Raw genomic sequence first — 25,063 nt, 5'->3', positions numbered from 1 at the left:
AGCCCCTTAAATTCACGGTTCGTATCGTAAGGATATCTCTAATGCCTCACGCCGAAGCGTTGGCCTTCTCATCCTGACGATCGGCATAGATGTAAAGCGGACGGGCGGAGCCGCGTGCCACTTCCTCGGAGATGACGACCTCGCGGACACCTTCCAGCGCCGGCAGTTCGAACATCGTGTCGAGCAGGATCTTTTCCATGATCGAACGAAGGCCGCGAGCACCCGTCTTGCGAACAATCGCCTTGCGGGCGATCTCGCGAAGAGCGTCCTCGTGGAAGGTCAGTTCCACGTCTTCCATCTCGAACAGGCGCTGGTACTGCTTGATCAGGGCGTTCTTCGGCTCGGACAAGATCTGGATCAGCGCATCCTCGTCGAGATCCTCGAGCGTCGCCAGAACCGGCAGACGACCAATGAACTCGGGAATGAGGCCGAACTTGACCAGATCTTCCGGCTCCAGCTCGCGCAGGACTTCGCCGACGCGGCGGTCGTCCGGAGCCTTGACGGTCGCGCCGAAGCCAATCGAGGTCTTCTCGCCACGGGCGGAGATGATCTTGTCGAGGCCCGCGAATGCGCCGCCGCAGATGAACAGGATATTCGTGGTATCGACCTGCAGGAATTCCTGCTGCGGATGCTTGCGGCCTCCCTGCGGCGGCACCGAAGCGACCGTGCCTTCCATGATCTTCAGAAGCGCCTGCTGAACGCCCTCACCCGACACATCGCGCGTGATCGACGGGTTGTCGGACTTACGCGAAATCTTGTCGACTTCGTCGATGTAGACGATGCCGCGCTGAGCACGCTCGACGTTGTAGTCGGCGGCCTGCAGCAGCTTCAGGATGATGTTTTCGACGTCTTCACCGACATAGCCGGCTTCCGTCAGCGTCGTCGCATCGGCCATGGTGAAGGGAACGTCGATGATGCGAGCGAGCGTCTGGGCAAGATACGTCTTGCCGCAACCGGTCGGGCCGACCAGCATGATGTTCGACTTCGCCAGTTCGACTTCGCTGTTCTTCGTGGCATGCGCGAGGCGCTTGTAATGGTTGTGAACGGCGACCGACAGGATCTTCTTCGCCTGGCGCTGGCCAATGACGTATTCGTCGAGAACCTTGATGATGTCCTGGGGCGTAGGAACGCCATCACGGGACTTGACCATCGAGGACTTGTTCTCTTCGCGAATGATGTCCATGCACAATTCGACGCATTCATCGCAAATGAAAACCGTCGGTCCGGCAATCAGCTTCCGGACTTCGTGCTGGCTCTTTCCGCAGAAGGAGCAGTACAGGGTGTTTTTAGAGTCGCCGCCGTTGCTGCCGCTGACCTTGCTCATATCACTTTCCTTCCAGCACGCCGCATTTCAAGGTGAAAATACGGTCCACTCATTGGCCTGCTCCACGTTTGGAGCCCCAGCCGGCCAAGGCCTTTAAGGGGTACGAACCGGTCCAAACTAAGCTGTCCTGGCTCCGGCGGCAACGAATTCCCCTTCGACTGCCGATGCTATGTCATAAAAATTCAACATAGCATTAATACTTGAGATTGCCGCACCCGCCACCGGGTTTCTTCCCTTGTTCGATCACAAATGAGATAGAACTGTGGCGGATACAACACCATCCCTGCTTATCACTAGGCGGCATCGCCTTCCATCTCGACGCGAGATGTCAGGACCTTGTCGATGACACCCCAGGTCTGAGCCTCGTCCGCATCCATGAAGTGGTCGCGGTCGAGGGTCTTTTCGACCTCCTCGTAGGTGCGGCCGGTATGCTTGACGTAAACTTCATTGAGGCGGCGCTTCATCTTCAGAATATCGCGGGCGTGACGCTCGATGTCCGATGCCTGGCCCTGGAATCCGCCCGATGGCTGATGCACCATGATACGGGAATTCGGGGTGGCAAAGCGCATGTCCTTGTGACCGGCGGCCAGAAGTAGCGAGCCCATGGAGGCGGCCTGTCCGATGCAGAGCGTCGAGACCGCAGGCTTGATGAACTGCATCGTGTCGTAGATCGCCATACCGGCAGTAACGACGCCACCCGGCGAGTTGATGTAGAGCGCGATTTCCTTCTTCGGGTTCTCGGCCTCGAGGAAGAGGAGCTGGGCGCAGACAAGCGTCGCCATGTGATCCTCGACCGGGCCAGTCAGGAAGATGATGCGTTCCTTGAGCAGGCGCGAATAGATGTCGTAGGAGCGTTCACCGCGATTGGTCTGTTCCACGACCATCGGCACGAGTGCCATAGCGGTATCGACTGGGTTTCTCATGTGCGTCCTTTGTCAACGTCTGCCGGCTATGGCCGGGAATCAAAGAAAATGCCTTATCCCTACATAGAGCTTCCCTGCCCTCCTCTTCAAGACGCGCTGATGGATAACGTTAAGAGGGGCAGGCGCAAGGCGAACAACTTTTCGTCCGATATGGGCTCATTCCTGCAAATAGCTTCGAAGAGCGAGCGGCGATCGCGCTCCCGCACAGCTTTTGTCAATGCCAGGATGAACGAATTCTGAATCCGGTTGCGACTGCGCTGCGTTTACAGGCCAGAAAGCCTAACGACAATTCGGCACAAAAATGCACCGACGGGCCAGGCGCAATTAATGAAGTTGCCAGTTTCTTCCGAAAGAATACGCGCAATGCAAGGGGTATTGCCGTGTTCAATGTTACGACAGGATTAGCCATTTGGTGCTCGGAAGCAATGACGCTCGCGCTGGTAGCGTTCATGGCCTGGCGCCACGATGTCCGAAACAAGGCCTATTTCTATTGGGGAATGGGTTTTCTTCTCAGTGGCGTGGGCTTTGCGATGGTTGCGCTGCGCGGGCAGATACCCAGCATTCTCTCCATCGAGATCGGCAACATGATCGCGCTATCTGGGCAAAGCGCGTGGGTTGCCGGGTATCTCGCGCTTGATCGTCGCAGACTCGAATGGTGGGCATTGCTGCCGCCCCTCGTGTGGCTGGGCGGCGTCTTCCTGCCGTGGGTCAACGACGACTACACCAATCGCGTCATTCTCTACAACCTGGCCTCAGCCACCGGCGCGACGGCGCTAGCAATGGCAGTCTGCATGGCCGGCCAGCGCAACGAGGCCTCGAGAAGCAAACTGGGCGCTATCTTTGTGATCCAGAGCCTCCTGTGCTTCGGTACGGCGATGGCAATGGCGGCCATCGGCGTCACCGACGCGGAAGCCGCCAACCTCGCGGGCGCCGCGGCAATGGCTACGGGCTTCCTGCTGACCTTGGCGTGCGCCCTCACCTGCCTCGTCATCATGGAACGCTCGGAGAAGCATCTTCGCATGCTCAGCCTCACCGATTCCCTGACGAGCGTCTTGAACCGGCGTGGCCTTTTCGGACGGTTCGATACCATTCAGGAGAGCGCATTCAACAATAACCGCCAGATCGCCGTGCTGCTCTTCGATCTCGACCACTTCAAGCGCGTCAACGATCGGTTCGGACACCAGGCTGGCGACATCGTACTGACGGTTTTTGCACGTATGGCCCGGCAATTCGTACCCGCCGGAGCCTTCGGCCGCATGGGCGGCGAGGAGTTTGCAGCTTTCGCGACGGTGGCCGACCAGACCGAGGCTGAAGCCCTCGCGGAATCAATTCGCGCCGAATTCTGCCGGGTTCCGGTGAGCACCGGCGACGCGATCATTCCGGTCACAGTTAGCACCGGTGTTGCTCTCGCCTCCGCCATCGAAGCCAACAGGGACAAGCTGGTTTCGGCGGCCGATCGCGCATTGTATGCTGCCAAGGCAGCCGGCCGCAACTGCACGGTCATCTTCGGTGAAGCCGAAGCCGCGGCTCCGCCACCTCCGCAGCCGGATCAAACAAGTGGCGAGCTTGTCCCAACACTCGACGACCAGATTCACGCGCTTCGCCGCGTCGGATCACTGTCCAGAGGTTGACCCATCTTTTCGAGGCTTGGCAAATCCGCTAAGCCTCGAAACATGATGATCCCACCTTTCCTTTCCATTGACACCACGACACGCCACGTCTCCCTGGACGCAAGCAATCCAGCCTTTTACAGCGATCCGAACACCGTCTACGCCGCTTTGCACGCGCACTGCCCCACATTCTATTGGGAGCAGCAGAAGCAGTGGTTCTTCACAGGCTACGACCACGTCAACAGCCTGCTGCGCGATCGTCGTTTCGGCCGCCAGATCCTGCACATCGCAAGCCGCGAAGAACTCGACCTTCCCGAGCCGGACAAGCACGTCGCGAACTTCGACCTCGCTGAACGATACTCCTTGCTTGAGCTGGAGCCGCCTGAGCACACGCGCCTGCGAACGCTCGTCAATCGCGCTTTTGTCTCCCGCCACGTGGAGAGGATGAAGCCAGAGCTTGCCGAGCTTGCCAACAAGCTCATTGACGGCTTTGAGAAAGACAACGAAGTCGAGTTGCTTTCAGCATTTTCCGACATCATTCCGGTGACGATGATTGCCCGCATGATCGGCATTCCGGAGGAAATGGGACCGCAGCTCCTGAAGTGGTCCCATGCCTACATCCGCATGTATCTCTTCGGTCGCACCCGCGAGGATGAGGATGGTGCCGAGCGGGCTGCGAAGGAGTTTTCCGACTATGTAAAAACTGTCATTGCCGAGCGCCGTGCCGACCCGCGTGACGACCTCCTGACGCACATGATCCATACCGAACACAAGGGCCAGTATTTGACCGAGGACGAACTCGTTTCGACGACGATCGTCCTGCTCAATGCCGGTCATGAGGCGACGGTCCACCAGATCGGCAATTCGGTGCGCATCATCCTGGACAGCGGGCGCGATCCGGCCGATCTTTTCAAGGACGAGGCCACGACCGAACGAACCGTTGAAGAGTCCCTGCGCATCTGCGCACCGGTTCACATTTTCCAGCGCTGGGCGTTGGAGCCGGTTGAGATCGATGGCATTTCATTCAAGCGAGGCGACAAGGTCAGCCTCATTCTGGCCGCCGCCAATCTCGACCCGGCAAAGTTCAGCGATCCGCTCGCCTTCAGGCCTGATCGCAACGAGGCTCCAAATCTCTCCTTTGGCGCTGGCATCCACTTCTGCATTGGGGCACCGCTGGCCCGGCTTGAGCTAAACGTCGTCCTCCCAATTCTCTTCGAGCGGCTGCCGGGGTTGAGGCTTGCCCGGACACCCGTCGTGAAAGACGTTTATCACTTCCACGGATTGGATCGACTGGATCTCGCTTGGTAAGCCGTCAATGAAAACGTCCGCGCCCCAGCGAGCGCGGACCTTTCTGTCACATTTCCTGTGTCTTGCGGCGAAGCGTTATTCCGCAGCCTGCAGAGCCAGCACGCCGTCTGCCGGTTCCTGCGGCAACTTGCCGGCCATCGCAGCAGCAAACTTCGTCTGGTCAAGCTCATTTTCCCAGCGGGCGACGACGACCGTCGCAACCGCGTTGCCGACAAAATTCGTCAGTGCGCGGCATTCCGACATAAAGCGATCGATGCCGAGGATCAGCGCCATGCCGGCAACGGGAACCGAAGGCACGACCGAGAGCGTTGCGGCGAGCGTGATAAAGCCGGCACCGGTGATGCCGGCAGCGCCCTTGGAGCTCAACATCGCAACCAGCAGAAGCAGGATCTGATCTGCCAGCGTCAGCGGCGTGTCCGTCGCCTGCGCGATGAAGAGTGCCGCGAGCGTCATATAGATGTTCGTGCCGTCCAAGTTGAAGGAATAGCCCGTCGGAATGACGAGACCGACGACAGAGCGCTTGCAGCCCGCCTGTTCCATCTTGGCCATGAGACCGGGAAGTGCTGCTTCCGAAGAAGAGGTGCCGAGCACCAGCAGCAGTTCTTCCTTGATGTAGCGGATCAGCGCCAGGATCGAGAAACCGTTGTAGCGGGCGACGGCGCCGAGAACGACTAGAACGAAGAGCAGCGATGTCAGGTAGAACGTCCCGATCAGCATTGCCAGGTTTGCAATCGAGCCGATGCCGTATTTGCCGATCGTGAAAGCCATGGCACCGAAAGCGCCGATTGGAGCAGCTTTCATCAGGACCGCCACCAGCTTGAAGACGGGTGCCGTCAGGGCCTGCAGAAAATCCACGACCGGGCGTCCGCGATCACCAACCATGGCAAGCGCGATGCCGAACAGGACGGAGAAGAACAACACCTGAAGAATGTCGCCGTCGGCAAAGGCTCCCACGATCGTGTTCGGAATAATGTTCATCAGGAAGCCGGTGACCGTCGCGTCATGAGCCTTCGCCGCGTAACTTTCCACGGCCTTGGCATCCAGCGTCGCCGGATCGATATGCATGCCGGCACCCGGCTGGATGACGTTGGCGATCAGCAGACCGACCGCCAGTGCCAGCGTTGAAAAGACGAGGAAGTATAGCATTGCCTTGCCGGCAACGCGTCCGACCTTCTGCAGATCCGACATGCCGGCGACGCCGGTCGCGACGGTCAAGAAGATGACCGGGGCGATGATCATCTTGACGAGCTTGATGAAAGCGTCGCCAAGTGGCTTCAGAGAAGTGCCGATGTCGGGATAGAAATGACCGAGCAGGATGCCAGCACAGATGGCGGCAAGAACCTGCACGTAGAGAAGCCGATAGAAGGGAACCTTGTCGCGCGGCCGCGCGACTGGAATTGCTGCACCCATGATGTCCTCCATGTGCCCCAAAACCAAAGGTGGCCTCCCGGGGCGATTGCGTTACCAAGTCAACAGCTCACGCGGCTGTTTGAGAAGGCATTGCAACATGCGTGCCAAGTTGCGGTATTCAAATTAAGCCTTTGATTAATAATATCTTTATCGAATTCACCTCATCGCACATTGGAGGATTTGCGCGTATTTTCGCACAAATTGATTTGACGGAAGTCCGAAATTACGCACAAAGTGAATGATGCTGCAGTCTCCTTCGACATCAGGTTTCAGCTCTGTTTACCGCGTCAGCCGGCGTATACGGCGGGCGTGGATTCTGTTTGCCTCCGTTTCGGCGGTACTGATCCTTACCGCGTTGTTTGGCGCCACGGTCTATGGGCGCCGCTCCGCCATTGACACGATTGCGAGCCAAAGCCGAACCGACGCCAGCCTCAAGGTCGCGCTCCTCAACGCAGTTTTGGAAAGGCCGCGCGCTTTGCCTCTGCTTCTTGCCGAGGACCAACAGGTTTTCGATGCCCTGTCCTCCAAAAGCAGCGATGCGATCGACATATTGAACCGGAAGCTCGAGCGGCTCGTCACGGGAACGCAGGCCGCCGTGCTGTACGTCATCGGTCCCAACGGCATCGCCGTCTCCTCGAGCAATTGGCGGGAGCCGATCAGCTTTGTCGGCAACGACTACACCTTCCGCGACTACTTCACAAAGGCGATGGACGACGGAACTGCCGAGCACTTTGCCCTCGGCAGCGTGAGCAAGCGGCCTGGCCTCTACATTTCGCGCCGTGTGGGCAGCGCAGCGGCACCTCTCGGCGTCGTGGTTGTCAAGTTTGAATTTGATCAGCTTGAAAGCGATTGGCGCGATACGCACCGCCCTGTTTATGTCACCGACGATCGCGGCGTGGTTCTGATTACCAGCATTCCCTCCTGGCGTTTCATGATGAACAGGCCCGTGCCGGAGGCCGACCTTGCCGCCATCCGCAACAGTCTGCAGTTCGGCGGCGCGCCGCTTGCGACTTTGCCGATCATGCGCCCTCAGCCGATCGACGCCGAGGCTTCGCTTGTCGCCGCTGTTCTTCCCGGCAGTGGCGAGGGCCAGTATTTGCGCCTTTTGACACCCGTCCCGACCACTCCGTGGCATCTCGAGTACCTTGTGCCGACCGACGCGCCGGTCGCGGCGTCGGTTCGTGAAATGCGACTGCTGTCGCTGGCCGTCCTTCTGCCGCTTCTTGCGATCGCGGCCTTTCTTTTGTGGAGACGTAAGGCGGCTGCCACAAAGATCGCGGAAGAACAGGCCATGCGTGAGGAGCTAGAACGACGGGTCATCGCGCGAACCGACGATCTCAGCCGGGCACGCGACCGTTTGCAGGCCGAAATTTCCGATCACAGAGAAACTGAAGCGAGACTTCAGATCGTCCAGCAAGAGCTGGTGCAGGCGAACCGGCTTGCGATCCTGGGTCAGGTCGCGGCAGGCGTCGCGCATGAGATCAACCAACCCGTCGCAACCATACGCGCTTACGCGGACAATGCCCGCGTCTTCCTGGAGCGCAAGCAAACGACTCCCGTCGATGAAAACCTCGAAGCGATCGCCGGCCTCACCGAGCGGATTGGCGCGATTACCGACGAATTGAAGGCGTTCGCGCGCAAAGGCCGTGTAGCACCGGAGCCCGTTGAATTGCGTGGCGTTATCGATGGGGCGGTGGTTCTGCTGAAAAGCCGATTTGCCGGCCAGCTGGAGGCGCTCCACATCCGCCCGCCCCCTGCAGGGCTATGTGTGCTTGGCAACCGGATCAGGCTTGAGCAGATTCTGATCAACCTGTTCCAAAACGCCTTGGAAGCCCTTGATGGACGGGCCGATGCCAGGGTCGACGTCTCGGTGAGCGAGACGGACGACGAGGCTGCGATCGAGGTCGCCGACAATGGTCCGGGTATTTCGCCCGTTATCCTGAAGTCACTTTTCACCCCGTTCAACACCTCTAAGGAAAGAGGCCTGGGCCTTGGCCTCGTGATTTCCAAGGACATCGTGGCAGACTACGGCGGTCGCATCGACGTAACCAGCGATGAAACAGGAACCTGCTTTACAGTGCATTTACGGAAGGCCAGGGCATGAACGACGTGACGCCGATCTTCCTCGTCGACGACGACAGAGGCCTGCTGCGGGCAACCAAGCAGACGCTCGAACTCGCCGGCTTCGCCGTTTCCGCCTTTTCCCACGCCGGCGAAGCGTTGGCGGCATTGAACTCGGATTTCGCAGGCGTTCTCGTTTCCGACATCCGGATGCCTGAGATCGATGGCTTGCAGCTCTTCAGCCGCGTGCGACAGCAAGACGAGGACCTGCCGGTCATTCTGGTCACCGGCCACGGCGACATTCCGATGGCAGTGAAAGCCATGCAGGATGGCGTTTACGACTTCATCACGAAACCCTTTGCGACAGACCGGCTCATCCAGAGCGTGCGCCGCGCTGCCGAAAAGCGTCGTCTCGTGATGGAGAACCGGTTTTTGCGGAAAGCGACCGAACAGGCGCGTGACGACCTGCCGCTGATCGGACAGACACCGGCGATGGAACGGCTGCGGCACACCTTGCGGCAGATTGCCGATACGGATGTCGATGTTCTCCTGACGGGTGAGACCGGCAGCGGCAAGGAGGTGGTGGCAAGCCTATTGCACCGCTGGAGCCGACGCGCAGCGGGCAATTTCGTCGCGCTCAACTGCGGAGCGCTGCCTGAAAGCGTCGTTGAAAGCGAGCTGTTCGGTCACGAGCCTGGCGCCTTTACCGGCGCTCAGAAGAAGCGCGTCGGGCGCATCGAACATGCCAGCGGCGGCACGCTCTTTCTGGACGAGATCGAGAGCATGCCGCCGGCAACGCAGGTACAGATGTTGCGCGTGCTCGAAATGCGCGAGGTGACGCCGCTTGGCACGAACGAGGTCCGGCCGGTCGATCTGCGCGTCGTTGCCGCCTCCAAGATCGATCTCAGCGATCCCCGCCAACGTGGCGACTTCCGCGAGGATCTATACTATCGGCTCAACGTCGTGACGATCTCGATCCCACCACTCAAGGAGCGCCGGGACGACGTTCCGCTTCTTTTCGGCTACTTCGCCGAGCGCGCCGCGAGCCGCTTCAAGCGCGACGTGCCTGCTATCCCCTCGTCCGTCCATCGCCACCTGCGGGAATATGACTGGCCGGGCAACGTTCGCGAACTGTCACATTTTGCAGAGCGGTTTGTCCTCGGCGTTGGCCACATCTCGGACCAAACTGCTGCAGCAGCACCTGTGACGGACGAAACCCTGTCGCTGCCGGACCGGCTGGAGCGATACGAGGCCCACATTATTCGCGAAGCGCTGAACGCTAATGACGGCGACGTGCGTCGTACCATCGCGGAGCTCGGCATTCCCAGGAAGACATTCTACGACAAGCTGCAGCGCCATGGCATCGTCCGCAGCGATTTCGCGTCTTCTTCCGACAGGAGTTAGGTTTAGCGCAAAGCGGGCCAGGGCGAGCGCCAACGATCTTTCAGCACCACTTCTCAGCCTTGTGCTGCGCTGAAATCAGAGTCTGATGACATAGTCCTTCCGAGTCGTTTCAATGACTTCCCAAGTTCCCTTGAAGCCAGGTTTGAGGATCATGCGATCGCCCGCCCGAAGATGTACGACATCACCGCCATCTTCCGTCACGATCGAGTATCCCGAAAGCACGCTGAAATACTCCCACTCTTCATAGACGATGCGCCACTTGCCGGGCGAGGCCTCCCATATGCCGGAATAGAGGCCGCCATCGGCCTCCTCCAAGTTCCAGGTCGTGAACTGCGGGTCGCCGGCAAGCACGCGGTCGGCTGACGGGGCGCCGAACTCGGGTTCGACGTCGTTGACGTCAAAGGTCAGATAGTTTGCCATGTCCCCTCAGATCTTCGCCAGCGACTGCTCAAGATCGGCGATGATATCCCTTACGTCCTCGATGCCGACCGAAAGGCGAACGACGTCGGGGCCTGCACCGGCGGCGATCCTTTGTTCGTCCGTCAATTGCCGGTGCGTGGTCGACGCGGGATGGATCACGAGCGAACGCGTATCGCCGATGTTGGCGAGATGCGAGAACAGCTCCAGTCCCTCGACCAGCGTCTTGCCCGCCTCGTAGCCGCCCTTGACGCCGAAGGTGAAGACGGAACCCGCCCCCTTCGGCGAATAGCGCTGCTGCAGCGCATGGTTCGGGTCATCCTCGAGGCCCGCATAGTTCACCCAGGCGATCTTGCTGTGCATCCTCAACCACTTTGCGACAGCAATCGCGTTGTCGCTGTGGCGCTGTATGCGGAGCGGCAGCGTTTCGATTCCCGTCAAAATCAGGAACGCATTGAAGGGCGAGATCGCCGGACCGAGATCGCGCAGGCCGAGCACGCGGCAAGCGATGGCGAAAGCAAAATTGCCGAAGGTCGAATGCAGGACCACGCCGTTATATTCGGGCCGCGGGCTGGACAGCATCGGATAGTTGCCGGACTTCGACCAATCGAAGGTTCCACCATCGACAATAATGCCGCCCATCGAATTGCCATGGCCGCCGAGGAATTTCGTCAGCGAATGCACGACGATATCGGCACCGTGTTCGATCGGACGGATGAGATAGGGGCTGGCCATGGTGTTGTCGACGATCAGCGGCAGGCCGTGCCTGTGCGCAACCGCGGCGATCGCGGCAATGTCGACGAAGGTGCCGCCCGGATTGGCGAGGCTTTCGATGAAAATCGCACGCGTCTTGTCATCGATCTGGCTTTCGAAGCTCGCAGGGTCGGCGGAGTCTGCCCAGCGGACCTGCCAGCCGAAATTATCGAAGGCGTGGCCGAACTGGTTGATCGAGCCTCCGTAGAGCCGTTTCGCGGCCACGAAGTTTTCGCCGGGGCGCATGAGCGTGTGGAAGACGATCACCTGCGCCGCATGGCCGGACGCAACGGCAAGCGCTGCAGTGCCGCCCTCAAGTGCCGCGACGCGCTCTTCGAGCACAGCTTGGGTCGGGTTCATGATGCGGGTGTAGATGTTGCCGAACTGCTGCAGACCGAACAGTGCGGCCGCATGATCCGAATCATTAAAGACATAAGCCGTCGTCTGATAGATTGGCGTGACGCGCGCGCCAGTCGCGGGATCAGGCTGCGCTCCCGCATGGACTGCCAATGTATTGAAACCCGGACCGTTCTTGGCCATGAAGCCCTCCCATTCAGCGTGATCGAACGGCGGCGAGCATAACGAACAACCGTGAAAAGTTAATCGCGTTCCATTTCAACCCAGGCACGTTATTTGGAAAATCCAACCTGTCAGCCGACAAGCCGTGGATACTCGATTGCCGGGCAGCGATCCATGACGACCTTGATGCCGGCCACCTCTGCTCTTGCGGCAGCCGCATCATCGCGCACACCGAGCTGCGCCCATATCACCTTGGGTTGCGGGTTCATCGCCAACGCCTCCTCGACGACGCCAGACAGATATTCCGAGGCCCGGAAGACCTCGACCATGTCGACCGGTCCAGGCACGTCGGCAAGCCGGGCGTAAACCGTTTGGCCCTGAATCTGCTTGCCAGCCTGGCCTGGATTCACCGGGATGACCTTGTATCCGCGCGACAACAGATAACCCATGACGCCATTGCTCGGTCGCGCGGGATTCGGCGACGCTCCGGTCAGCGCAATAGTTTTCACGGAACGCAAAATATCGAGGATGTAGTCATCCTCATACCTGTCGTGATTCAAGGGCTTCGCCTCCGATAACAATCGCATTTATTTCGCAGTTCATTGAAACCTGCAGTTAGTTTCGGCGTATATAGGAATTAGGACGCCGAAGGAGGATGTTGCCATGAAAAAATTGGTCGTCGTGATCGCCTTCGTTATGACCGCCTCCCCGGCGCTGGCTATTTCGCGATACAACTCGCTCTCGATGAGCTGCCAGGCTGCACGCGCAGCGATTCACAACGAGGGCGCCGTAATTCTCCGGTATCCGTCGACGCGGGTGAGCGGGATGACACTATTCGACCGCTACATTCGCAACAGCAATTATTGCGACCCCAACAAATACGCCGAATGGACAACCATCCCGACAAAGGACAATCCAAGGTGCCGTGTTCTGAATTGTCAGAATATAGACAACCTGGACAGGATGTTTATCATTCCATATTACTCGCTGTAAAAGCGCACTCCTGCCATACCAAATCGTGACCCACGGGCCTTGCCGACGCAACCGCGCGCGCCGCGGAGATCCGCCTGAGCGGTGGATTCAGTGACGGCTTTGTCACACTCCTGTAAAATTCGATGCGACAGAGCCGCTACCCACCATCAAAGTTCTATGTATATCCTGTATATGTCCACATCTGTTCTCGATCATGTTAGCAACTCCTCATAGTTGAATAAGCGGCCACCAAATAAACACTTCTGGTGTACGTTCCTCTTTTTATAGGCTTGGGAAAGCAAGCATCCTTAGGTTGCCATAGGGTATGATTAAGCTCCGCTGCCTCGTCAAACGGGATTGCTTTTTGTCGGCAGCGGCGTAACAAGCATTTCGCCCGCTATTTTCACACCGTCCGGTGGTCTTTTTGCCGATCCACGTCATTCTGCTCGTTCTGTTTGGTGCGCTACTGCACGCGACATGGAACGCCATGATCAAGGCGGGCACTGACAAGTCGCTGGATGCCAGCTTGATATCGGCAGGTGGCGCCGTTTGCGCCCTTCCGTTCCTGATATTCCTGCCATTGCCGAACTCGGCGGCGTGGCCGTTCATCGGCGCTTCGGCAGTCCTCCAGTTCGCGTATTTCCAGCTTGTTGCCGGCGCGTATCGCGCGGGAGACATCGGCCTCGTTTACCCCCTGATGCGCGGGTGCGCGCCGCTCCTGATTGCCGCCACCAGCAGTTTCATCCTGAACGAAACGCTGTCAGTGGGCGCGCTCGTTGGCACGATGACGATCTGCTCCGGTATTCTCACTCTAGCCTTCGAGGCGCGAAAAGGCGGTGGCCATGCGATCCGGTTGGCGCTCGCCAATGCGTGTGTGATTGCGACCTACACCTATGTCGACGGCGTCGGCGCCCGCATCTCCGGCAATGCGGTGTCGTATACGCTGTGGATGTCGCTGCTGCCGCCGGTATTGCTCTTCACATGGGCGATCTCCAAGCGGGGCGCGGTCGCCGCCGCCGCGCATGTCCGCTACAATTGGTGGCGCGGTCTGATTGGTGGCGGCGGATCGATCGCGTCCTACGGCCTCGCACTTTGGGCGATGACCAAGGCGCCGGTCGCGACCGTTGCCGCGCTGCGCGAGACGTCGATCCTCTTCGCCCTGCTGATCTCGGTCATCGTTTTGAAGGAAAAGGCCAGCCCGTGGCGCTATCTCGCCGGCGCAATCATCGCGCTCGGCGGGCTGATCCTCAAACTCGGCTAGCTATTCGCCCGTCCACTGCGGCATGCGCTTCGAAAGGAAGGCGCCGATCCCCTCTTCGGCATCGGCCGTCAGCATATTATCGACCATGACCTGAGCCGCGTAACTGTAGGCTTCCTCGATCGGCATTTCGAGCTGACGGTAGAAAGCCTCCTTGCCGATCTTCAGCGTCAGCGGCGATTTACTTGCGATGACGGACGCATATTTGGTGACGACCTGCGTCAGATACTGCTTCGGGACGATGCGGTTCACCAAACCGAAATCCTTGGCGGTAGAGGCGTCGATCGTCTCGCCGGTGAGCAACATTTCCATCGCCTGTTTGCGATGCGCCGCTCGCGAAACCGCCACCATCGGCGTCGAACAGAACAGGCCAATATTGACGCCTGGTGTGCAGAAGGTTGCCGTATCGGTGCAGATCGCAAGGTCGCAGGAAGCGACGAGCTGGCAGCCGGCAGCCGTTGCGAGCCCATCGATCTCAGCGATAACGGGCTTCGGCAGGCGCGTGATCTCGAGCATGAGATCAGCGGCCAACGCGAAGGCTTCTTCGAAGAATGCCTCGCCGCCGTCCTCATCGGCGCGATGCGCGGTCAATTCCTTGAGGTCGTGGCCGGCAGAAAAGACATTGCCGGTCGATGCGATGATGACCACGCGAACGGCTGCGTCTTCAGCAGCGCTTTGGAGTTCGCCGATCAGGGTTTCCATGACGGCGATCGAGAGCGCATTTGCAGGCGAATTGCTGAGCGTCAGCCGCAGGATGCCGTCGCTCAATTGCGGGATGACGAGCGCGCCCTCGCCCGCTTTGTTTGGGTCCTTTCGAAAGGATACGACTTCGGCCATGGTCTAACTCCCAGCATTGCTTTTCCGTGCTAATTGTTCTGCCACAGACGACAAGCAATTTCGAGGCGAACTCATGCAGCCGATCATGACGATCGACGAGCTCCACCGTTTTCTGGATACGGACTTTCCGCAGATTCATACGGATGGGCGGGTGTTCACGATTACCGAGATCAGACCCGGCAGCGTCTCGATGCGGCTCGACCCAAGCGAGAGGCATTTGCGTCCTGGGGGCACCGTCTCCGGCCCTGCCCTCTTTGCCTTGGCTGATGTAACGGCCTACGCGGCGGTACTCGCCCATATCGGGCCTGTCGCGTTGGCCGTAACCACCAATCTCAACATCAACTTCCTGCGCCTGCCGAAGCTTAGGCCAACTACCTGTACCTGTAGGATTCTGAAGCTTGGCAAGCGGCTCGCCGTCATCGACGCCTCGATTTTTCAGGAGAATGCAGACGAGTTGATCGCCCACGCGACCGCGACTTACTCCATTCCGCCGCGCGAAATATGAGGTATCCAAATACCACATATACAACACATTGATTTTGCACACGTATTTTTGCATGTCGGCAATCTGATATTGTTGACCAAGCCGCCCTTTGTCTTTATACACACCGCCAGAAACGCAGCCTTTCCGGGCTGCTTTCTTTTTGGTGTGTCTTCGGGCAGCCAAACCAAGCAACAAGAAACGCCCTCTCGCCTTCGGGTCGAGGGATCCAAAAGAGAGTAACAACTATGGCAACCTTCTCCCAGAAGCCTGCAGAGGTGGAGAAGAAGTGGGTCATCATCGACGCCGAAGGGCTCGTCGTTGGTCGTCTCGCTTCCATCATCGCTATGCGCCTGCGCGGCAAGCACAAGGCAACCTTCACGCCCCACGTTGACGACGGCGACAACGTCATCGTCATCAACGCCGACAAGGTCGTATTCACCGGCAAGAAGTACTCCGACAAGGTTTACTACTGGCACACCGGTTATGCCGGCGGCATCAAGGAGCGTACCGCTCGCCAGATCATCGAAGGCCGCTTCCCGGAGCGCGTTCTCGAGAAGGCTGTTGAGCGCATGGTTCCGCGCGGCCCGCTCGGCCGTCGTCAGATGAAGAACCTCCGCGTCTACGCTGGTTCCAACCATCCTCATGAAGCACAGCAGCCTGTCGTTCTCGACGTCGCCAAGCTGAACAAGAAGAACGTAAGGAGCGCCTAAGAATGGCTGACCTCTCCTCCCTAAAGGATCTCGGCTCGTCCGAAGCAGCTGCTGCTCCGGTTCACGTCCGCAAGGTCGACTCGCTTGGCCGTTCCTACGCGACCGGCAAGCGCAAGAACGCTGTTGCCCGCGTATGGGTCAAGCCGGGTTCCGGCAAGATCATCGTCAACGGCAAGGAATTCGCGGAATACTTCGCACGCCCGGTTCTGCAGATGATTCTGCGTCAGCCGATCGTCGCTGCTGCCCGTGACGGCCAGTTCGACATCGTTGCAACGGTTGCTGGCGGCGGCCTCTCCGGCCAGGCCGGTGCCGTTCGTCACGGTCTTTCCAAGGCTCTCACCTACTTCGAGCCGGGCCTGCGCTCGGTCCTGAAGAAGGGTGGCTTCCTGACCCGCGACAGCCGCGTTGTTGAACGTAAGAAGTACGGTAAGGCCAAGGCCCGCCGTTCGTTCCAGTTCTCCAAGCGTTAATCGCTACCGGAATACGGAATTGCGAAGGCCGGGCTTTTGCCCGGCCTTTTCTTTTGGCGAGCGCTTGAAGCGGCTCGTTCCGTTGCCAGTTCTACCGCATTCCACGCGCTTCACGCGCATGCCAAGGGAGGCGGGAATGACCAAGCGGGCAATTTACGTCGAACTGAAAGCAAGGTCCGGCAAGGCAGAAGAAGTGGCGGCGTTCTTGAAAAGTGCAAAGTCACTTGTTGAACAGGAACCCGGTACGGTGGCGTGGTTTGCCATTCGCTATGACCAGAGCACATTCGCCATCTTCGATGCTTTCGATGACGAGGCAGGCCGACAGGCGCATTTGAACGGCAAGGTGGCCGCAGCGTTGATGGCCCGAGCAGAAGAACTGCTTGCCGAGGCCCCGCAACTGAGGACTCCAGAAGTGCTGGCCGACAAATTGCCGGGCTAAACCAACTTGGCCAAGCGACCGGCACCACTTTGCCCTTTCGGTTTGAAATTCGTTTCTGGTAGGCATAGCGGACCAACACTCTCGAGGAGCATCACTTGGCCAACAAGTCGATCGACCACGCTTTCACGGCAGCGAGCCTTACATCAGCAGCCAGCGATCCGACCTTCGCCGGAGCGCTGTCGTTCATGCGTCGCCGCTTCACGAAGGTCCTGACCGGCGCCGATGCGGTCGTTTGGGGCATCCCCTTCGATGCCGCGACATCCAATCGGCCGGGAACACGGTTCGGGCCGCAGGCGATACGGCGCGCGTCGGCGATCTTCGACAACGACCCGCAGTACCCCTTCAACCGCGATCTCTTTGCAGAGATGGCCGTCATCGACTACGGCGACTGCCTGCTCGACTATGGCAATCACCACGAGACGCCCGCGGCAATCGAGCGGCAGGCCAAGACCATTATCGACAGCGGCGCCTTCATGCTGACCCTTGGAGGCGACCACTTCGTCACCTGGCCAGTCCTCAAGGCGCATGCGGCTATGCATGGACCGCTTGCACTCGTCCAGTTCGACGCCCACCAAGACACCTGGTTCGACGACAACAGGCGGATCGACCATGGCTCCTTCGTGGCACGGGCTGCGCGAGACGGCATCATCGATCCGGATCGGTCGATCCAGATCGGCATCCGCACCCACGCCCCCGAGGATTTCGGTATTCAGATTCTCTATGGTCATCAGCTTGAAGAGATGAGTGCAGGCGATATTGCCTCGACAATCATTTCGCATACCCGCGGCGCGCCAGCCTATCTGACCTTCGATATCGATTGCCTTGACCCCGCCTATGCGCCCGGCACCGGTACGCCCGTATCCGGCGGTCCCTCGAGCGCGAAGATCCTCTCCGTGCTGCAGCGTCTGCATCAGCTCGATATCAGGGGTGCCGACGTCGTCGAGGTCTCACCGGCCTACGACCATGCCGATATCACCGCCATTGCGGGGGCGACGGTCGCGATGTATATGCTTGGCTTGCATGCCGAGCGCCGCGCGAGCGTGTCACAGGGCTGACTTATCTCTCTTACAAAGTGATTCCGGACTTCTTTCTAACCTATTGAAAGTGTGAGCAAGACAATGGCACCGAAGATCTTCATCGATGGCGAACACGGCACGACGGGCTTGCAGATCCGGACGCGCATGGCCGGCCGTCGCGATGTCGAGCTTTTGTCGATTCCGGAAGCGGAGCGTCGCAACGCGGCAATGCGCGAGGACATGTTGAACGGCGCCGATATCGCCATCCTCTGCCTGCCGGACGACGCTTCGAAGGAAGCGGTGCAGATGGTCTCCGGCAACAACAGCGTACGGGTGATCGACACCTCCACGGCGTTCCGCGTCAATCCTAGCTGGGCCTATGGCTTTGCGGAGATGGACAAGGGGCAGGCGGACAAGATCAAGTCGGCACGCTTCGTTGCCAATCCGGGCTGCTACCCCACCGGTGCGATCGGCCTCATTCGGCCGCTGCGCGCTGCCGGCATCCTGCCGGACGGCTATCCGGTCACGGTCAATGCAGTCTCCGGCTATACCGGCGGCGGCAAGCAGATGATCGCGCAGATGGAAGACCAGAGCCGCGACGATGCGATCAGCGCACCTCACTTCCTCTACGGCCTGACGCTCACTCATAAGCACGTGCCCGAGATGAAGATTCACGGCCTGCTCGATCGGGCACCAATCTTCTCGCCGTCGGTCGGAAAGTTCCCGCAGGGCATGATCGTTCAGGTGCCGCTGTATCTCGATGATCTTGCCGAAGGGACGACGCATGAAAGCATCCACGCTGCTCTCGTGGCCCACTACGCGGGTCAGGACATCGTGACAGTCGTACCGCTGGAAGAGAGCAGCAAGGTACCCCGCATCGATGCCGTCGAGCTCGCTGGTAAGGACACGATGAAACTCTTCGTGTTCGGCACGCCGGGCGCCTCGCAGGTCAACCTCGTGGCGCTGCTTGACAACCTCGGCAAGGGAGCTTCGGGCGCCGCTGTCCAGAACATGGACCTGATGCTCGCCTCGTAATCCCCGGAGCCGATTGATGTCGCCTGATACGCTGCTGGCGGACACGAGCGCTTGGTTTGTCGCTGCCTTGCCGGATCACGGCATTCCATCGCTTGTCGTCATCGCTTTCATTGCAGGATTGGCACGTGGCTTCTCGGGGTTCGGGGCAGCGCTGATCTTCATTCCGCTTGGCGGCGCAATCATCGGTCCGAAGCTGATATCGCCGGTCCTGCTTGTCATCGATGGCCTTGCGACACTCGGGATGATTCCGCCTGCTTGGCGCAACGCGAACCGGCGTGAGGTCTTCACGATGGCCGCAGGTGCGCTCCTCGGCGTACCGGCGGGGACCGCAGTGCTCGCGCTGATGGATCCGCTTGCGTTGCGCTGGGCGATTACGGCAATTGCCATCTGTCTGCTCGCACTGCTTGTTTCCGGTTGGCGCTACCACGGCGAACCACGCATGCCACTCACCTCTCTGACAGGTGTCATTGCCGGCCTTTTCAGTGGCGCCGCGCAGCTCGGCGGGCCTCCGGTCGTTGCCTACTGGCTCGGCGGCAAGACCGATTTTACCCGGGTGCGGGCAAACATTATTCTCTATTTCGCGATTTCAACCTGCTTCAGCGTCGTCAGCTACTATTTCGGTGGGCTCTTCGTTCAAGCCGTCGTCGCTCTGACGATCGTCATCTTGCCGAGTTACGCCATCGGCCTTTATGCCGGCTCGAAGCTGTTCGGGCTGGCCAAGGAGAGCACGTTCCGAACGATCTGCTATCTGCTGATCGCAGCCTCCGCCATCCTGGGAATGCCGGCACTCGACGGGATCCTCCGCTGAGCATATTTCCCCGCCAAACTGCTGAATGAGGCGCAGCGCAACCGGCGTTGATCATATTCGCCACTGCCGGAAGCCCGACGGCGTTCGAACGCCTGCTCGATGAATTGGCACCCCCTCCGGATAGGGACCCAGACTTCTATCGAGCCATCAGTGGCGAACGCGTCCTCAGGACCAGCGTGTCTCCCGGACCATGCACGGCCGCGAAAAGCAGGCCGGCGAGGAAGGTGAAATGATCGACAAAGAAGCCGAACTCCGCTTGACTGCTGCTCCAGTGGCTGGAGCCATGGAAGGCGAAGGCCAGGAATACCACGTAGATGCCAGCCAAGACCGAGGCTTCTGAGAAGAAAGCTCCCGTCAGGAATGCCAGGGTCAGGCCAAGTTCGAAGAACGCCGCTACCCAAGCCAGGAAGAGCGGGAATGGAAAGCCTGCCGCGGCGATATAGCTTGCGGTCGATTGTATATCCATGAACTTGAAGCTCATGGCCATCGCGAAAACGGCGCCAAAGATCAGTCGCGCCAACAGAATTGCAATCGTCTTGCTCATATCATCTCTCCCTCGGCCGAAGCCGCTCAGCAATCATTGTCCAGACTTCCGGCTTCCCGCATCTGCGGTTGCGATGCCGTTAGCTTCCACCAAAGGACGCCGCGCAACCTTCTCTCCCGACAGGCAACCACCATTATTTTCGACCGAGCGATCCCGGCCTCACGTCCATGCCACATGATCGGCCACCACATCATCGATGACCTGCCACGACTTCTTGACGTCTGCGGGATTTGCGCCTGCCATACCGGCCGCAACGATCAAGGCCTTCCATAACGTCCATCCGCGGCCTCGCGCCCACGTTTCCGCGTCCAGCGGGCGTGCCTTGCGAAACACCTCACGGCTCTGCCCTTCGAACAGGTGCCAGGCGATTGCAAGATCACAGGCAGGATCGCCGACGCCCGACGTTCCGAAATCGATGACGGCATCGAGTCGACCGTTCTTAACCAGAAGATTGCCGTGAGCGACATCACCGTGGAACCAGACGGGTGCACCTTGCCACGCGGTCGCAAGCGCTGCTTCCCAGGTCTCCCCGGCCAGTTTCGTGTCGACCCGCCCGTCCAGGCGCGTCAGCGCCTCGCGCGTTTGCGGGTCGTAGACTTTCAGCGATCCACCGCGAAAGAAATTGTGAGAGCCGGGCAGAGGTCCTCCCGTTGCGTCAACTGCCTGCAACGCATCGAGGAACCCCGCCAGCGCGGTGGCAAACTGGCTGAGATCGTCGATACGTTCCACCAGCGCCGTCTCACCGTCACGCCATTCATAGACGGACCACGGCCACGGATAGGTTTCGTCCGGCCGTCCCATGGCCAGAGGCACGGGTATGGGCAGGGGCAGCTGCGGTGCGAGGATCGGCAGCCACCGCTGTTCCTTGGCGACCTGATCGGCATAGTGAGCAGCGCTTGGCAACCGAACTGTCATGCCGGCGCCAAGGTGGAATGTCCTGTTGTCCCATCCGCCGAACTCGACGGGTCGGATCGGCAGACCTGACCACTTTGGAAACTGCGTGCTAATCAGCCGACGCACGAGCGTTGTATCGATTACTGGGCCATCCATCGTTCTGGCATTCCTCCCCAGATGCGCCGGCATAATGTCTGCGTTTCCAAGAAGAGATCAACTCTGGGTTCGTCTTCGACCGTTCAAGTTTTGAATCAAGGCCTTGATGAGATGAATCCGGGTTCGCCGCCAATATCCTGAAGGTAATAGCATTTCTGCCGCGCCACCGCTTTTGTCGGATCTTGGCCCTTTATACCATTTCTATATCTTTGCGCTTGCGCACGAACGGATTTCCTACCGGAAGCGGCGTTAGCCTTCCCTTGAAATGTGAAGGCTGAAAACATGCGATACTTCATACGACCGAACGCTTCGGTCACCCGCCCTCGCCGCCCCGCACCGAAACGACAGATGCGTGAGCGACGTACGGCCCAGGCGCTCATTCTCTTCGGCATCGTACTTGCCGCAGTTGAATTCTAGTCGTTCTCGGCGGCATTTAAGACGCAAGGATGCCCGCAGACAAAGTATTGCGGCTTGGCGCCGTGACGACAGCGCTTGTCACGCCATTTTGTGCCGGATGGCATCATCTTGCAATTCAGCGTGCTCGGCGGCGACAGCGAAATGCACTCACGTCGACGCCGTCGGCGACGGACCCGCTGCCTGCCGCCAATGGCAAACGCTTCCTTAACTGGAATGCGCCTATGGTGCGGCACGAGACCAGCCACGCCGAAGACCGATGCCAAAACCGAATTTTCGTTTTACCCACTACGATCTCAACGAGCAGCGCGCCGGGACGATCATCGAGGTGACGTTGAACGCGGTGGCGAATGTGCGCCTGATGACGGCGCCGAACTATCAGCGCTTCACCGAGGTCCTCGACTTCAAGTACGTCGGCGGCGTCGCGCGGAAATCTCCTATCCGTCTTTCCATTCCCGAGAGCGGCCACTGGCATCTCGTCGTGGATATGGAAGGCCATCACGGACTTGCGGAATCTGCCGTCAAGCTCGTCGCACCCGCGGGACAGATGCGCGCATCCTGATCAGCGCTGGTTGCGTTCTTTTCTGAGCTTCACCCACCATTCAAGACGTTTGCGAATATCCCGCTCGAAGCCGCGCTCCGGCGGATCGTAGAAAGTCTGGCGACCCATCTTCTCCGGGAAATAATCCTGGCCGGAAAAGGCGTCCGGCTCGTCGTGGTCGTAGCGATAGCCTTCGCCGTAACCCTCGCCCTTCATCAGCTTCGTCGGCGCGTTCAGGATGTGCTTCGGCGGCAGTAGAGAGCCATTCTGCTTGGCGGCCATCGTCGCGGCCTTGAAGGCGGTATAGACGGCGTTCGATTTCGGCGCGGTCGCGAGATAGACGCAGGCTTGCGCCAATGCCAGTTCGCCTTCGGGAGAACCGAGGTAGTCATAGGCGTCTTTTGCGGCATTGCAGATCACGAGCGCCTGCGGGTCGGCCAAGCCGATGTCTTCCACGGCCATGCGGACAAGGCGCCTGCCCAGGTAGAGCGGATCTTCGCCAGCGTCGAACATGCGGGCGAGATAGTAGAGCGCAGCATCGGGATCCGAGCCGCGGACGGATTTATGCAGTGCCGAGATAAGGTTGTAATGCCCGTCCTGAGCCTTGTCATAGACAGGCGCCCGGCGCTGCACGATCCGTGTCAGCCCCTCAGTGTCGAAGGTTTCCCCTTCCCGCGCGGCACGCCAAACCTCTTCCGCCAGGGTCAACACGGCACGGCCATCGCCGTCCGCCATTCGCAACAGGCTTGCACGCGCATCGTCGGTCAGCGGCAGCACTTTGCCTTCGGTCGTCTCCGCACGCTTCAACAACTCTTCAAGGCTCTCATCGTCGTGCGACTTGAAGGTCAAGACGCGCGCGCGTGACAACAAAGCCGCATTCAGTTCGAAGGACGGATTTTCGGTCGTGGCGCCGACGAGAATAACAGTGCCGTCTTCCATAACAGGGAGAAAGCTATCCTGCTGCGCCCTGTTGAAACGGTGAATTTCGTCGACGAAAAGCAACGTCTGCCGGCCGTCCATCCGGCGCAGACGGGCTGCCTCGAAGACTTTCTTGAGATCGGCCACGCCCGAGAAAATCGCTGATATCTGTTCGAACGCGAGACCGGCTTCACCCGACAACAATCGGGCAACGGTCGTCTTGCCGGTTCCTGGCGGACCCCAGAAAATCATCGAGCCGAGCGAGCCACTGTCGATCATGCGCCGCAACACGCCGTCTTCACCGGTAAGATGGTCCTGACCGGTCACTTCCGAAAGCGTGCGTGGCCGCAGGCGATCGGCAAGAGGCCGCCGATTGGCGACCTCCTCGGGAATACGCGGTGCAAATAGATCGTCACTCATCGGAAGAACTGTCTAATGCGTTGGCCGTCGCGCTCGATCTCGACACGCCAGAAGCTGGGATCCTCGTCGGCGATCCCGGCAAGTTCCTTAGTCGTCTTCACTTCCGTGCCATTGATCGAAACGATGATGTCCTTCGGCTCAAAGCCAAGGCGAGCGGCAAGAGAATCCTCCTTCACCTCGGAAACAACGACGCCGGTGGATTCGGAGGGCATACGAAGCTCGTCGGCGACGCGAGGCGACAGGTTTTCGACGACGGCACCGGTAAAGGGTGTGCGGCCTCCGATCGTGCGCTGATCACGTGGCGCCGTCTCGGGCGCTCTGGCGAGTGCGAGCGCGATCTGCTGCTCGTGGCCGTTCTCGAGCACAGTCAACTGGACCGATTTGCCAAGCCCAGCCGTTGTCAGGCGATAGAGAAGCGCATCCGGATGCTCGACCGGAATGCCATCGACGGCGGTCACGATTTGACCTGCCTTCAATCCGGCCTTTGCGGCTGGAGCACCGTCAGTCACCTTGACGATGAGAGCGCCACGCGCCTTGTTGAGCCCGAGCGCTTCGGCAACCTCCGATGTTACCGCATCGAACGTTGCCCCGACATAAGGCCGCTCGAAAGATTTCACGCCGGCATCGGCCGAGGCGAGGAACACCTTCACCAGATTCGCAGGGATCGCAAAGCCGATACCGTTCGAGCCGCCGCCGCGCGAGAAGATCGCCGTGTTGATGCCGATCAGTTCGCCCTTCATATTCATCAGCGCACCGCCGGAATTGCCCGGGTTGATCGATGCGTCCGTCTGGATGAAGAAACCGAACTCGTTCTTGACCACCTGATTGCGCGCCAGCGCCGAGACGATGCCACTCGTCACTGTCTGGCCGACACCGAAGGGGTTGCCGATCGCCAGCACGAGATCGCCGACTTCAACCGCATCGGAATTGCCGAGCGCGAGCGTCGGGAAGCTTTCCTTCGTATCGACCTTGAGAACGGCGAGATCGACGCGGTCATCCCTCAGGACGACCTTGCACGGAAACTCACGCCCGTCCGAAAGCGCAACCTTGATATCGTCGGCGCCTTCCACGACGTGGTTGTTGGTGACGATCGTTCCGTTCGATTCGACGATGACGCCGGATCCCAGCGAAGATTGCTTCTGGCTGCGATTCGGCATCTGCTGACCGAAGAATTCTTCGAAGAAGGGATCGCCGGCGAAGGGAGACTGCCTGCGGACCGTCTTCTCGGCATAGACGTTCACGACAGCGCCGGCCGTCTGCTTGACCAGCGGCGCGAAGGAAAGCTGCATTTCCATCTGGCTCTGCGGCACAGTCTTGGCCGTCTGAGCGTTGGCGGAAACCGGTAGCGCGAGCATCAAAGCCACGAAAGGCAGGGCTGTGCGCTTCAACAGGTCATGCATGGGGAGTCCTTCTAAAAT

Annotated in this window: 25 protein-coding genes; 14 read left to right on the top strand and 11 right to left on the bottom strand. The window is 59.5% G+C overall.

Going from position 1 to position 25,063, the window contains the following annotated elements; genetic code table 11:
* Positions 1-46 precede the first annotated feature (46 nt).
* Entirely contained in the window at positions 47-1,324 is a 1,278-nt protein-coding gene (gene clpX / locus ATY80_RS07490; RefSeq protein WP_007792128.1) for an ATP-dependent Clp protease ATP-binding subunit ClpX, read from the bottom strand.
* Between the two features lie 293 nt (positions 1,325-1,617).
* Entirely contained in the window at positions 1,618-2,247 is a 630-nt protein-coding gene (gene clpP / locus ATY80_RS07485; protein WP_007792131.1) for an ATP-dependent Clp endopeptidase proteolytic subunit ClpP, read from the bottom strand.
* A 425-nt stretch (positions 2,248-2,672) separates the two neighbouring features.
* Between clpP and ATY80_RS07480 the strand changes: the two genes are divergently transcribed.
* On the top strand, positions 2,673-3,878 hold the full coding sequence (locus ATY80_RS07480) for a GGDEF domain-containing protein (RefSeq protein WP_088691818.1): 1,206 nt from the start codon (positions 2,673-2,675) through the stop codon (positions 3,876-3,878).
* Positions 3,879-3,920: 42 nt separating this feature from the next.
* The gene (locus tag ATY80_RS07475; protein ID WP_088691817.1) at positions 3,921-5,165 is read left to right on the top strand and encodes a cytochrome P450; all 1,245 of its coding nucleotides are present in this window, start codon (positions 3,921-3,923) and stop codon (positions 5,163-5,165) included.
* A gap of 75 nt (positions 5,166-5,240) precedes the next feature.
* Here ATY80_RS07475 and ATY80_RS07470 read toward each other — a convergent pair whose 3' ends face one another.
* Positions 5,241-6,575, bottom strand: a complete 1,335-nt coding sequence (locus tag ATY80_RS07470) for a dicarboxylate/amino acid:cation symporter (RefSeq protein ID WP_189637099.1) — start codon at positions 6,573-6,575, stop codon at positions 5,241-5,243.
* Between the two features lie 241 nt (positions 6,576-6,816).
* On the opposite strand from ATY80_RS07470, the gene ATY80_RS07465 reads away from it, so the two are divergent.
* Together ATY80_RS07465 and ATY80_RS07460 are read left to right on the top strand one after the other, a co-directional pair.
* Entirely contained in the window at positions 6,817-8,679 is a 1,863-nt protein-coding gene (locus ATY80_RS07465; protein ID WP_088691872.1) for an ATP-binding protein, read from the top strand.
* A complete protein-coding gene (locus tag ATY80_RS07460; protein WP_088691815.1) occupies positions 8,676-10,040 on the top strand; it encodes a sigma-54 dependent transcriptional regulator in 1,365 nt (454 codons plus the stop codon). Before ATY80_RS07465 ends, ATY80_RS07460 begins: the two co-directional genes overlap by 4 nt.
* A gap of 75 nt (positions 10,041-10,115) precedes the next feature.
* Here the strand turns inward: ATY80_RS07460 and ATY80_RS07455 are convergent, their stop codons facing one another.
* The 3 genes from ATY80_RS07455 to ATY80_RS07445 form a co-directional block, all read right to left on the bottom strand.
* Positions 10,116-10,460 (bottom strand): cupin domain-containing protein, encoded by a 345-nt coding sequence (locus tag ATY80_RS07455; RefSeq protein WP_088691814.1) that lies wholly within the window; start codon positions 10,458-10,460, stop codon positions 10,116-10,118.
* A gap of 6 nt (positions 10,461-10,466) precedes the next feature.
* Positions 10,467-11,750, bottom strand: coding sequence for an O-acetylhomoserine aminocarboxypropyltransferase (locus ATY80_RS07450; protein ID WP_088691813.1), 1,284 nt, complete (start codon positions 11,748-11,750; stop codon positions 10,467-10,469).
* A gap of 110 nt (positions 11,751-11,860) precedes the next feature.
* Positions 11,861-12,289 carry a CoA-binding protein gene (locus tag ATY80_RS07445; RefSeq protein ID WP_088691871.1) on the bottom strand — a complete coding sequence of 143 codons (429 nt, stop codon included), beginning with the start codon at positions 12,287-12,289 and terminating at the stop codon, positions 11,861-11,863.
* Positions 12,290-12,392: 103 nt separating this feature from the next.
* Between ATY80_RS07445 and ATY80_RS07440 the strand changes: the two genes are divergently transcribed.
* Together ATY80_RS07440 and ATY80_RS07435 are read left to right on the top strand one after the other, a co-directional pair.
* Positions 12,393-12,722: a hypothetical protein gene (locus ATY80_RS07440; RefSeq protein WP_088691812.1), complete on the top strand. Its 330-nt coding sequence runs from the start codon at positions 12,393-12,395 to the stop codon at positions 12,720-12,722.
* Positions 12,723-13,125: 403 nt separating this feature from the next.
* Positions 13,126-13,962, top strand: a complete 837-nt coding sequence (locus tag ATY80_RS07435; protein ID WP_088691870.1) for an EamA family transporter — start codon at positions 13,126-13,128, stop codon at positions 13,960-13,962.
* Here the strand turns inward: ATY80_RS07435 and ATY80_RS07430 are convergent, their stop codons facing one another.
* Positions 13,963-14,796: an enoyl-CoA hydratase gene (locus ATY80_RS07430; RefSeq protein WP_088691811.1), complete on the bottom strand. Its 834-nt coding sequence runs from the start codon at positions 14,794-14,796 to the stop codon at positions 13,963-13,965.
* Positions 14,797-14,869: 73 nt separating this feature from the next.
* On the opposite strand from ATY80_RS07430, the gene ATY80_RS07425 reads away from it, so the two are divergent.
* The 7 genes from ATY80_RS07425 to ATY80_RS07395 all read left to right on the top strand — a co-directional run bounded on the left by ATY80_RS07425 (position 14,870) and on the right by ATY80_RS07395 (position 19,758).
* Entirely contained in the window at positions 14,870-15,301 is a 432-nt protein-coding gene (locus tag ATY80_RS07425; RefSeq protein WP_088691810.1) for a PaaI family thioesterase, read from the top strand.
* 224 nt (positions 15,302-15,525) lie between these two features.
* On the top strand, positions 15,526-15,990 hold the full coding sequence (gene rplM, locus ATY80_RS07420; protein WP_007531725.1) for a 50S ribosomal protein L13: 465 nt from the start codon (positions 15,526-15,528) through the stop codon (positions 15,988-15,990).
* A 2-nt stretch (positions 15,991-15,992) separates the two neighbouring features.
* A complete protein-coding gene (gene rpsI, locus ATY80_RS07415; RefSeq protein WP_088691809.1) occupies positions 15,993-16,460 on the top strand; it encodes a 30S ribosomal protein S9 in 468 nt (155 codons plus the stop codon).
* Between the two features lie 136 nt (positions 16,461-16,596).
* The gene (locus ATY80_RS07410) at positions 16,597-16,899 is read left to right on the top strand and encodes an antibiotic biosynthesis monooxygenase (protein ID WP_088691808.1); all 303 of its coding nucleotides are present in this window, start codon (positions 16,597-16,599) and stop codon (positions 16,897-16,899) included.
* Between the two features lie 95 nt (positions 16,900-16,994).
* Positions 16,995-17,954, top strand: coding sequence for an agmatinase (speB, locus tag ATY80_RS07405; RefSeq protein WP_088691807.1), 960 nt, complete (start codon positions 16,995-16,997; stop codon positions 17,952-17,954).
* 63 nt (positions 17,955-18,017) lie between these two features.
* Entirely contained in the window at positions 18,018-18,950 is a 933-nt protein-coding gene (gene argC, locus ATY80_RS07400) for an N-acetyl-gamma-glutamyl-phosphate reductase (RefSeq protein ID WP_088691806.1), read from the top strand.
* A 16-nt stretch (positions 18,951-18,966) separates the two neighbouring features.
* The gene (locus ATY80_RS07395) at positions 18,967-19,758 is read left to right on the top strand and encodes a sulfite exporter TauE/SafE family protein (RefSeq protein WP_088691805.1); all 792 of its coding nucleotides are present in this window, start codon (positions 18,967-18,969) and stop codon (positions 19,756-19,758) included.
* Positions 19,759-19,894: 136 nt separating this feature from the next.
* On the opposite strand, the gene ATY80_RS07390 is transcribed toward ATY80_RS07395, so the two are convergent.
* Together ATY80_RS07390 and ATY80_RS07385 are read right to left on the bottom strand one after the other, a co-directional pair.
* A complete protein-coding gene (locus ATY80_RS07390) occupies positions 19,895-20,302 on the bottom strand; it encodes a DoxX family protein (protein WP_088691804.1) in 408 nt (135 codons plus the stop codon).
* Between the two features lie 159 nt (positions 20,303-20,461).
* The gene (locus ATY80_RS07385; protein ID WP_088691803.1) at positions 20,462-21,352 is read right to left on the bottom strand and encodes an aminoglycoside phosphotransferase family protein; all 891 of its coding nucleotides are present in this window, start codon (positions 21,350-21,352) and stop codon (positions 20,462-20,464) included.
* A gap of 673 nt (positions 21,353-22,025) precedes the next feature.
* Here ATY80_RS07385 and ATY80_RS07380 point away from each other — a divergent pair.
* On the top strand, positions 22,026-22,328 hold the full coding sequence (locus ATY80_RS07380; RefSeq protein ID WP_088691802.1) for a DUF1883 domain-containing protein: 303 nt from the start codon (positions 22,026-22,028) through the stop codon (positions 22,326-22,328).
* Here the strand turns inward: ATY80_RS07380 and ATY80_RS07375 are convergent, their stop codons facing one another.
* Positions 22,329-23,645, bottom strand: coding sequence for a replication-associated recombination protein A (locus ATY80_RS07375; protein ID WP_088691801.1), 1,317 nt, complete (start codon positions 23,643-23,645; stop codon positions 22,329-22,331). It abuts the gene before it with no gap.
* On the bottom strand, positions 23,642-25,045 hold the full coding sequence (locus ATY80_RS07370; RefSeq protein WP_088691800.1) for a DegQ family serine endoprotease: 1,404 nt from the start codon (positions 25,043-25,045) through the stop codon (positions 23,642-23,644). The genes ATY80_RS07375 and ATY80_RS07370 overlap by 4 nt, the downstream gene beginning before the upstream one ends.
* Positions 25,046-25,063 lie beyond the last annotated feature (18 nt).

It is taken from the genome of Rhizobium sp. R711 (assembly GCF_002211365.1).
GTDB lineage: Bacteria > Pseudomonadota > Alphaproteobacteria > Rhizobiales > Rhizobiaceae > Rhizobium.
The sequence above is the reverse complement of the archived record's forward strand: the minus strand, read 5'-3'. Positions and strand labels throughout refer to the sequence as shown.

Bases quoted from the DNA above. Each gene is read 5' to 3' on its own strand.
- clpX (WP_007792128.1), bottom strand. From the start codon at position 1,324: ATGAGCAAGGTCAGCGGCAGCAACGGCGGCGACTCTAAAAACACCCTG.
- clpP (WP_007792131.1), bottom strand. From the start codon at position 2,247: ATGAGAAACCCAGTCGATACCGCTATGGCACTCGTGCCGATGGTCGTG.
- ATY80_RS07480 (WP_088691818.1), top strand. From the start codon at position 2,673: ATGACGCTCGCGCTGGTAGCGTTCATGGCCTGGCGCCACGATGTCCGA.
- ATY80_RS07475 (WP_088691817.1), top strand. From the start codon at position 3,921: ATGATGATCCCACCTTTCCTTTCCATTGACACCACGACACGCCACGTC.
- ATY80_RS07470 (WP_189637099.1), bottom strand. From the start codon at position 6,575: ATGGGTGCAGCAATTCCAGTCGCGCGGCCGCGCGACAAGGTTCCCTTC.
- ATY80_RS07465 (WP_088691872.1), top strand. From the start codon at position 6,817: ATGCTGCAGTCTCCTTCGACATCAGGTTTCAGCTCTGTTTACCGCGTC.
- ATY80_RS07460 (WP_088691815.1), top strand. From the start codon at position 8,676: ATGAACGACGTGACGCCGATCTTCCTCGTCGACGACGACAGAGGCCTG.
- ATY80_RS07455 (WP_088691814.1), bottom strand. From the start codon at position 10,460: ATGGCAAACTATCTGACCTTTGACGTCAACGACGTCGAACCCGAGTTC.
- ATY80_RS07450 (WP_088691813.1), bottom strand. From the start codon at position 11,750: ATGGCCAAGAACGGTCCGGGTTTCAATACATTGGCAGTCCATGCGGGA.
- ATY80_RS07440 (WP_088691812.1), top strand. From the start codon at position 12,393: ATGAAAAAATTGGTCGTCGTGATCGCCTTCGTTATGACCGCCTCCCCG.
- ATY80_RS07430 (WP_088691811.1), bottom strand. From the start codon at position 14,796: ATGGCCGAAGTCGTATCCTTTCGAAAGGACCCAAACAAAGCGGGCGAG.
- ATY80_RS07425 (WP_088691810.1), top strand. From the start codon at position 14,870: ATGCAGCCGATCATGACGATCGACGAGCTCCACCGTTTTCTGGATACG.
- rplM (WP_007531725.1), top strand. From the start codon at position 15,526: ATGGCAACCTTCTCCCAGAAGCCTGCAGAGGTGGAGAAGAAGTGGGTC.
- rpsI (WP_088691809.1), top strand. From the start codon at position 15,993: ATGGCTGACCTCTCCTCCCTAAAGGATCTCGGCTCGTCCGAAGCAGCT.
- ATY80_RS07410 (WP_088691808.1), top strand. From the start codon at position 16,597: ATGACCAAGCGGGCAATTTACGTCGAACTGAAAGCAAGGTCCGGCAAG.
- argC (WP_088691806.1), top strand. From the start codon at position 18,018: ATGGCACCGAAGATCTTCATCGATGGCGAACACGGCACGACGGGCTTG.
- ATY80_RS07395 (WP_088691805.1), top strand. From the start codon at position 18,967: ATGTCGCCTGATACGCTGCTGGCGGACACGAGCGCTTGGTTTGTCGCT.
- ATY80_RS07390 (WP_088691804.1), bottom strand. From the start codon at position 20,302: ATGAGCAAGACGATTGCAATTCTGTTGGCGCGACTGATCTTTGGCGCC.
- ATY80_RS07385 (WP_088691803.1), bottom strand. From the start codon at position 21,352: ATGGATGGCCCAGTAATCGATACAACGCTCGTGCGTCGGCTGATTAGC.
- ATY80_RS07380 (WP_088691802.1), top strand. From the start codon at position 22,026: ATGCCAAAACCGAATTTTCGTTTTACCCACTACGATCTCAACGAGCAG.
- ATY80_RS07375 (WP_088691801.1), bottom strand. From the start codon at position 23,645: ATGAGTGACGATCTATTTGCACCGCGTATTCCCGAGGAGGTCGCCAAT.
- ATY80_RS07370 (WP_088691800.1), bottom strand. From the start codon at position 25,045: ATGCATGACCTGTTGAAGCGCACAGCCCTGCCTTTCGTGGCTTTGATG.